The 7,651-nt window shown below is 69.6% G+C and carries 8 protein-coding genes; 2 read left to right on the top strand and 6 right to left on the bottom strand.

The features are described from left to right. The 3 genes from ABZU53_RS31490 to ABZU53_RS31500 all read right to left on the bottom strand — a co-directional run. Nucleotides 1-590: cellulose binding domain-containing protein (locus ABZU53_RS31490; protein ID WP_355069212.1), on the bottom strand; the 590-nt coding region annotated here is incomplete at its 3' end. A gap of 240 nt (nt 591-830) precedes the next feature. Continuing rightward, nucleotides 831-2,936 (bottom strand): cellulase family glycosylhydrolase, encoded by a 2,106-nt coding sequence (locus tag ABZU53_RS31495; RefSeq protein ID WP_355069214.1) that lies wholly within the window; start codon nt 2,934-2,936, stop codon nt 831-833. A 310-nt stretch (nt 2,937-3,246) separates the two neighbouring features. After that, a complete protein-coding gene (locus tag ABZU53_RS31500; RefSeq protein WP_355069215.1) occupies nt 3,247-3,456 on the bottom strand; it encodes a hypothetical protein in 210 nt (69 codons plus the stop codon). A 72-nt stretch (nt 3,457-3,528) separates the two neighbouring features. Between ABZU53_RS31500 and ABZU53_RS31505 the strand changes: the two genes are divergently transcribed. Next, the gene (locus ABZU53_RS31505; protein ID WP_354862991.1) at nt 3,529-4,500 is read left to right on the top strand and encodes an NADP-dependent oxidoreductase; all 972 of its coding nucleotides are present in this window, start codon (nt 3,529-3,531) and stop codon (nt 4,498-4,500) included. Between the two features lie 3 nt (nt 4,501-4,503). On the opposite strand, the gene ABZU53_RS31510 is transcribed toward ABZU53_RS31505, so the two are convergent. The 3 genes from ABZU53_RS31510 to ABZU53_RS31520 form a co-directional block, all read right to left on the bottom strand. Beyond that, entirely contained in the window at nt 4,504-5,094 is a 591-nt protein-coding gene (locus ABZU53_RS31510; RefSeq protein WP_354862992.1) for an HAD-IA family hydrolase, read from the bottom strand. Nucleotides 5,095-5,289: 195 nt separating this feature from the next. Beyond that, nucleotides 5,290-6,348 (bottom strand): tryptophan--tRNA ligase, encoded by a 1,059-nt coding sequence (trpS, locus tag ABZU53_RS31515; protein WP_355069216.1) that lies wholly within the window; start codon nt 6,346-6,348, stop codon nt 5,290-5,292. A gap of 90 nt (nt 6,349-6,438) precedes the next feature. After that, a complete protein-coding gene (locus tag ABZU53_RS31520; protein WP_354862997.1) occupies nt 6,439-6,615 on the bottom strand; it encodes a hypothetical protein in 177 nt (58 codons plus the stop codon). A 198-nt stretch (nt 6,616-6,813) separates the two neighbouring features. Between ABZU53_RS31520 and ABZU53_RS31525 the strand changes: the two genes are divergently transcribed. Next, complete coding sequence (locus ABZU53_RS31525) at nt 6,814-7,068, top strand: hypothetical protein (protein ID WP_354862999.1); 255 nt, start codon at nt 6,814-6,816, stop codon at nt 7,066-7,068. The last annotated feature ends 583 nt before the right edge of the window (nt 7,069-7,651 follow it).

Below are 7,651 nucleotides of genomic sequence, written 5' to 3' on the forward strand. Positions count from 1 at the left end.
CCCGACTTCGGCTGCGCCAACGCGCCGGTCGACGACCACCGGTACGACGACGGCAGATCACACGTGCCGCCCGGGGGCGGCGTGGTGGGCGGCGGTGTCGTGGGCGGTGGCGTGGTGGGCGGTGGGGTCGTCGGCGGTGCGGGCGTGTCGGTCACCGGTGGCGTCGGCGTGGTGCCACCGTTGCAGGTCACGCCGTTCAGGGCGAAGCTCGTCGGGGCCGGGTTGCTGCTCGTCCAGGACCCGTTGAAGCCGAACGACACCGTGCCGTTGGTCGCGACCGAACCGTTGTAGCTCACGTTGCGCGCGGTCACCGCCGCACCGCTCTGCGTCAACGTCGTGTTCCACGACTGCGTCACCGTCTGCCCGGCGCTGTACGACCACGTCAACGTCCAACTGCTCAACGGATCACCGAGGTTCGTGATCGTCACGTTGGCACCGAACCCGCCCTGCCACTGCGACGACACGGCGTAGTTCACCGAGCAGCCCGCTGCGGCGGCACCGGCCGGCATCGCCACGACGACCGTGGCCGACGCCAGCAACGCGACACCGGCCGAGACGAGGCCGACATTGGTCGCTCTAAATATGGTCATCAAGCACCCTCCTGACGGGATGGCGGCCTCCACATTCGTGGGAATCATTGTTAGGTGAGCGTTAACAGCCGCGTCGGGTATGTTACGGGAGCGCTCCCAAACCATCAACCTCGATGCCTTGAAGGCGTCGGACCGTCATCGTGGGCCCTCCGAACAGGCCGGCACGGCCGCCCCGGTGCGCTGCACGCAGGACGGCCGTGCCGGTCCTCGGACGTCGTGCGAACGGCGACCGAGGCGTCGTCAGCCGACGCTGCCGGTGACCGTGCCACCGGACTTGGTCAGCCGGTAGGTGATCTGCGTTCCGCTCCAGAAATGGAAGGTGAGAATGACCGGACCATCGTTGACCTCGGCGAAGAACTCGGGCTTCAACAGGATCGTGTTCGCCGCGTAGTCAGGCTGGAAGGTGCTCCAGAACTCCTTGTAGGTGGTCCAGTTCGCCGGCCCGGCGGCAGAGCCGTCGGCGTACCTGGCCTCCATCGTGGCGAGCTGGTCACCTCGGAACTGGGTGGGGATGGTGAAGGAGGCGGTCGTCCCGGTGGCGGCGGCCTGGGTCGGCGGGTCGTAGGAGATGATGCTGATCTGCCACGGCACGCCCTGCGAGAAGCGGGCCTCGATGGTCGCGTTCACACCGGGGGCGCGGTTGCCGACCAGCCGGGTCAGCGCCGAGCTGGTCAGGGTGAGCGTGGTCCCGGAGACCGTGTAGTCGGTGCCGTTGACGAGGTTGGTGCTGCCCTGCCGCAGTCCCTGGAACGAGGCGCCGTTCAGGTTCAGCGTGAGGGTCCTGCTGGTGATGGTGCCGGTGCGGCGTACGTAGACCTGATCCGAGGAGGCCGTGGCCGACCTGGTGGTCACGCTCGTCTTCATCAGTGCCAGCAGGCCCGGGTCCCGCCACTGCAGGGTGTTGCGGTTGAGGAACGACCCCGCGTCCCAGAGCATGGTGGTGAACTTCCTGATCCGGGCCTGGTAGCCGACGGCCTCGAAGAACTTCAGCAGCTCGCCGCGTTCGATGATGCCGGGTCGGGTGTAGTCGTAGCTGAGCAGACCCCACTCGCCCACGATCACCGGTACACCCCGCGCCGCGAAGGTGTTGCGCACCCGGTCGAAGCCGTCGACCATGTCCTGCTCGACGTTGGTGTCGTAACGGGTGCCGTCGGCGATGTTCACGCTGAACGGCCACCACCCGTAGAAGTGGACGGTCGCCGCGATGTTGCGGTCGTTCAGCTGCGCGATCGTGGTCGCCAGCGCGTCGAGCTGAGCCTGGTTGGAGTTGGTGTTGAGGGTGGGCAGCACCAGCAGTCGGGTGGCGTTGGTCCCGCCGGACTGGCGGACGAGGCGGACGAACGCGACGTGGAGCTCGCGCAGCACCTCGTCGCTCTGGGCGTCGCCCGAGGTGCCGGTGAACTGCGGTTCGTTGATGTTCTCGAAGACGAGCTTCGACGAGTGGTCGCGGAACCTCGTGGCGATCTGGGTCCACAGCGCGGTGTAGCGGTTCATCACGTTCGTGCGGTCGCCCGGGTAGCCGTTGATCCACTGCCAGGAGTCGTGATGGAGGTTGATCATCACGTACAGGCCCTCGGCCAGCGACCAGTCGACCACCTGCTGGACCCGGCTCAACCAGACCGGGTCGATGGTGTACGTCGGCGCCGGACCGTGGTGGTTGCTCCACGTGATCGGGATCCGGATGCTGTTGTACCCCTGTGCCCGTACCTCGTGCAGCATGGCCTGGGTGATCAGCGGATTGCCCCATGCGGTCTCGTCCGGGATGGCGTCGAGGGTGTTGCCCACGTTCCAGCCGGGCTGCATCGCCGCCACCGTCGCCGCCGCGTCACCGCCGGGTGACGGGGACGGAGACGTGGACGGGGATGTCGTCGGCGTCGGGGACGGGGTGACGGTCGGGGTCGGGGACGGCGTGCCGCCCACACTTCCGGTGCACGTGACGCCGTTGAGGGCGAACGAGGCCGGCGCGGTGTTGCTGCCCGTCCAGGACCCGTTGAAGCCGAAGGAGACGGAGGCGTTCGTGCCGATGGCGGCGTTGTAGCTCACGTTCTTCGCGGTGACCTGGTCGCCCGAGGAGGTGACGGTGGCGTTCCACGCCTGGGTCACCCGCTGGCCGGACGGGAAGGCCCAGCTCAGGCTCCAGCCGTTGACCGCGTCACCGAGGTTGGTGACCTTCACGTCGGCGGTGAAGCCGCCCTGCCACTGGGACGGGACGGCATACGCCACTTGGCAGCCGGCCGCGGCCTGGGCGTTGCCGGCGACCATCATGCCCGCGGTGACCATCAGGGCCACCGCGCCGGCGACCAGGCCGACCCGTCGCCGTGTTCGTGGGAAACCGTGCGAACTCATCAGGAGACTCCTCGCCATGCTGGCGCTGTGGTGAATGGGGTGTCGACGTTCGCCGGCCGTCGGCCACCCGGTCCTGACGGGTCGAGGTGTGCCCGGACGGGGGCCTGGCACCCGGCGACCGCATGCGGGATGGCGAATGCGCGATGCCCGTGCGCGTGGGGCCGTGGTCGCCTGGACGACGCGGCCGGGAACGTGGATTGCGCGGACACTGCCCGAGGGTCCGCGCGAGCGGCGAGGCTCCCGCAACGATCGCTATGTTATCGATAACATAGTCATTCACCGATTGATGGGCAAGATATGCCCGCCCCGTTCACTGCAATTCGTACTCCAGCATGAAGACACCGCCGGTCAGGTTGTTGAGCATGGCTGCCACGCCCGCCCGATGGCGGCCGCGCAGCGCTCGGCCGTGAACGAGCCCGCGTCGTACGACGAGGACATGCCGAGCACTTCGCCACACCGTCGAAACACGCCCTCGGGGGTGCACCGACTGCGGCCGGTCGCCCTTGTGGGTGAACGGCACCGAGCACCGGGCCGGGCTCGCCGCCGAGCCGGCATGCTGCGACGGTGACGCCGGCCCGGAGAGGAAGCCCACATGGTTGACGCGGACGTGCCAGAGCGGATGCAGGCTGCGGCGCTGGACGAGTTCGGCGGGCCGGAGGTGATCACCCTGCGGAAACTTCCGGTACCCGAGGCCGCCGCCGACGAGGTGCTGATCAAGGTCCTGAGCGCCGGCGTGGGCGTGTGGGACGTCTACGAGCGGCAGGGCATGCTGGTGCCCGAGGGCACCGAGTTTCCGATCGTGCCCGGCCCGGACGGCGCCGGAACCGTCATCGCGGTCGGCAGCCAGGTGACCGATCTCGCGGTGGGTGACCTGGTCTACGCCGCCGCCACCAGCCGACCGAAGGGCGGCTTCTACGCCGAGTACGCGGCCGTCAAGGCCGAGTACGTCGCGAGGCTGCCCGACGGTGTGCCGGCCGAGCACGCCGGTGCGATGCCCACCGACGCGCTGACCGCGCTGGCCGGGCTGGACACCCTCAGCCTGCCGCCGGGCGCCTGGCTGTTGATCTTCGGTGCGAGCGGTGGGCAGGGCCACCTGGCCGTGCAGTTGGCCAAGCGACAGGGGCTCAACGTGATCGCGGTGGCCTCCGGCAGCGACGGGGTCGCACTGATGACCCGCCTCGGCGCCGACGTGTCTCTCGACGGCCACGCCGACGCCGACGAGGTGCTCGCGACGATCCGGGACGCGGCCCCGGAAGGAGTGGACGGCATCCTGGCGATGGCCGGCGGGAAGACGCTGGACCGGCTCACCGAGACGCTGTCCGACGGCGGGGTCGTCGCGTACGCCCACGGGGTGCGGCCGGAACCGCGCGAACGGTCCGGTGTGTCGGTCCGGGCGTACGACGGTGTGGCCAACCGCGGACAGTTGCAGCGCCTCAACGAACTCATCGAGGCCGGGCCGTTCGTGGTGCACGTCGCCGAGACGTTCCCGCTGGGCAAGGTGCGGGAGGCGCACAAGCGCCTGGAGAGCTCCTACCTGGGCAAGCTGCTGCTGACGATCGCCTGAGGGTCAGCCGACGCGCTGTTGCGGGACGCGTACCGAAGCCATCCCGGCCGCCGTCGCGGCCTGGATGCCCAGGTCGGTGTCCTCGAAGACCAGGCAGGAGCCCGGGGGCACGCCGAGCTGCCGCGCCGCGAGCAGGAACGCCTCCGGGTCGGGCTTGGCCCGCGTGTAGTCCTCGGCGCACACCAGCACGTCGAAGCGGTCCAGCAGACCGAGCGCGTCGAGGGAGGCGGTGACCGTGGCCCGGGTGCTGCCGGAGACGACGGCGAACGGCACCCGGCGGTGCGCGTCGTGGATGTGCGCCACCACCTCGGGCACGGCGGCGACCTGCGGCAGCAACTCCTGGTAGATGCGCTCGCGGTTCTCGACGACGGTCGCCACCGGCATCGCCAGACCCTGCCGCTCGTTCAGCTCGACGATGATGTCGGCGGTCGGCCGGCCACCCCAGGCGTAGAAGAGGTCCTCCGGGAACTCGCAGCCCCACTCGTCGAGCGCCCGCCGCCACGCCACGTAGTGCAGCGGCATCGAGTCGACGATGGTGCCGTCGCAGTCGAACAGGTACGCGGCGAACTCACCGGGCGGCAGAGGCAGAGTCATCGAGGAAGGGTACAGCGGGAATCCGCTCACTCCTCGTCGACGGATGCCAGCCGACGCAGCAGGTCCGCTCGTTCCGGCTCGGTGCCGACCAGCGCCAACGCGTCCCGGTACGCCGCATCGCCAGCAGGGTCATTCTGCGCCCCCCGGGGGCACGTCGGGTCTCCCCGTGGCAACGAGGAGACCCGATCGCCCACATCAGGCCGGGGCGTCCGTCCGGCGCCGGGTCCGCTCGGCCCGCCGCCGCATCTGCTGGTACGCCCCGGTCAGCCCCATCGCCCGGCGTACCTCCGTCAGGGTCTGGCGTACCTCCTGCCGGGTCCGCTCGGTGCCCTCGACGATCAGCCGATCGACAAGTCCCCGGTCGGCCTCGATCGCGGCCCGGCGCTCCCGGATCGGCGCCAGGAACGTCTCCAGCGCGACGACCAGCCGCTCCTTGACCTCCACGTCACCCACCTGACCGGCCCGGTAACGGTCGGCCAGGTCGGCCACCTCGGCACGGTCCGGGTTGAACACCTCGTGGTACGCGAAGACCGGGTTGCCCTCCACCGTCCCCGGCACGTCGGCCCGCACCCGGCTCGGGTCGGTGTACATCCCGCACACCTTGCGGCGCACCGTCGCCGCGTCGTCCGACAACGCGATCGTGTTGCCCCGACTCTTGCTCATCTTGGCCGTGCCGTCGGTGCCCACCAGACTGGGCGTGTCCGCCGGGATCAGCTCGGGCACCGGGAACACCGCCCCGTACAGGTGGTTGAAGCGGCGGGCGATCTCCCGGGTCACCTCGACGTGGGCGGCGTTGTCCCGGCCGACCGGGACCACCTCCCCCTTCACGCACAGGATGTCCGCCGCCTGGAGCACCGGATAACCGAGCAGCCCGTACGGCATTTCCTCCTTGCCCGCGTCGCGGGCCATGTCCTTCAACGAGGGCACCCGTTCCAGCCGGGGAACGGTCACCAGGTTCTGCAGAAGCGTGTTGAGGTCGCCGACCTCCGGAATTGCCGACTGGAGGTAGAACGTGGCACGCGCCGGGTCGACGCCGGCGGCGAGGATGTCGGTCACCATCTCGCGGGCATTGCCGGAGACCTGGTCGATGTCCTCCCGGCGGTTGCGGGTGGTCAGCATGTGCAGGTCAGCGATGATGAAGAAGCTCTCGTAGCGCTGGTGCAGCCGCACCCGGTTGGCGATGCTGCCGACGTAGTGGCCAAGGTGCAGGCGGCCGGTGGGCCGGTCGCCGGTGAGCATTCGTGCGATGGACATGGCGAGGTGCCTCTCATGCGGGTGGGTGGGTCACGCGTGGGCGCGCGCCGAGTGGGGCGAACAGGCCCCCTCGGTAAGCGGAAACAGGGCTCAGCGAGCCGTCCGCCATCGCGCGCCGGCGCGGTACCGCAGACCACCGGCACGGAGTACGTCCAGGAAGTGCTCACGGCCGTCGCCGGAGCTGGCCGGGACCGTGGGCACGACACCGCACGGCAGGCCGTCGACCACATCGACCGCCTCCGACACGCAACTGCCCGTCCGGACCACGGCCTCACGTTACCCGGGGGACGGTCCTGAGCTGTCCTCCTTCGCACTGCCCACCCCGCTTCGCACTGCCCACCCCGGCGTGGCCGGACACGGGCTGCTTGGAGTGCCAGCTCCGGTCGGCGGCGCGCGGTCCGGGCGTCGCGTCCGTTGCGTCCTTGGCCAGCTCGCGGATCGGGTGCGCTGGCATACTCGGCTGCCATGGTGCTGTCGCGAGGGTGGGCTCTCTTCCTGGTCGGGGTCGGGATCTGGACCTGGGTGATCTGGCCGAGGTTCGCCGTCGCCATCTGGCAGGACCCGCGATCCTGGGCCTCCGGCACGGTGGCCGACGGCGCCACGACCAGCTTCCTGTGGGTGCACGCTCTGCTGATCGCCGCGTCCCTGGCCATCGGGACCACCGTCGGTGTGCTCGGCATCCGAGCCTGGTCCGCCGCCCGCCGACGGCAGGCGTCCTGACCTCCGCCGCTGCTCGGCGAGGCGTCCGGATGGCTGATCCGACGCGGAGGGGAATCAGTGTGACGCGGGACGCTACCCCCCGATTTGACGATCAAACCCACGGACGCGTAACTTTCTCTCTGCCAGCGCGGAACGGGGCAAACAGGGCGAAAGACCTGGAGCACCGGATCGGGCAGGCAGCCGGGTCAGGCAGGGGTTCGCCTCTGCGGGCACGGTTCGGGCGGGGCTCACCGGATCAGCCGCGAGGCGGATTTGGCGCAGCGGAACCGACCGGGTAAGGTTCACGACCGGCAGGGCACCGGGCGAGACTGCGGGACACCGCAGCGGCCGGCCTGCCAAATCCGACGACCTGACGCAGCGGTTCGCTGCTGCGTGAGTGCGCCGGGACCAACCCGTACGAAGCACGACAGACCGGGACACACGGTTTGACACGGCGAAGACGGTGAGGTAACGTAGTAAAAGTGCCCGGCGCGAGAGCGGCGGGGACGCGGTACGAAAAGCCCCGGGATGGTGGCCCACTGGTTGGGTCTTCTGATCGGTGTGTGGTTGTTCTTTGAGAACTCAACAGGGTGCTTGTAAAGCC

The organism is Micromonospora sp. NPDC005194 (genome assembly GCF_040608335.1).
Lineage (GTDB): Bacteria > Actinomycetota > Actinomycetes > Mycobacteriales > Micromonosporaceae > Micromonospora.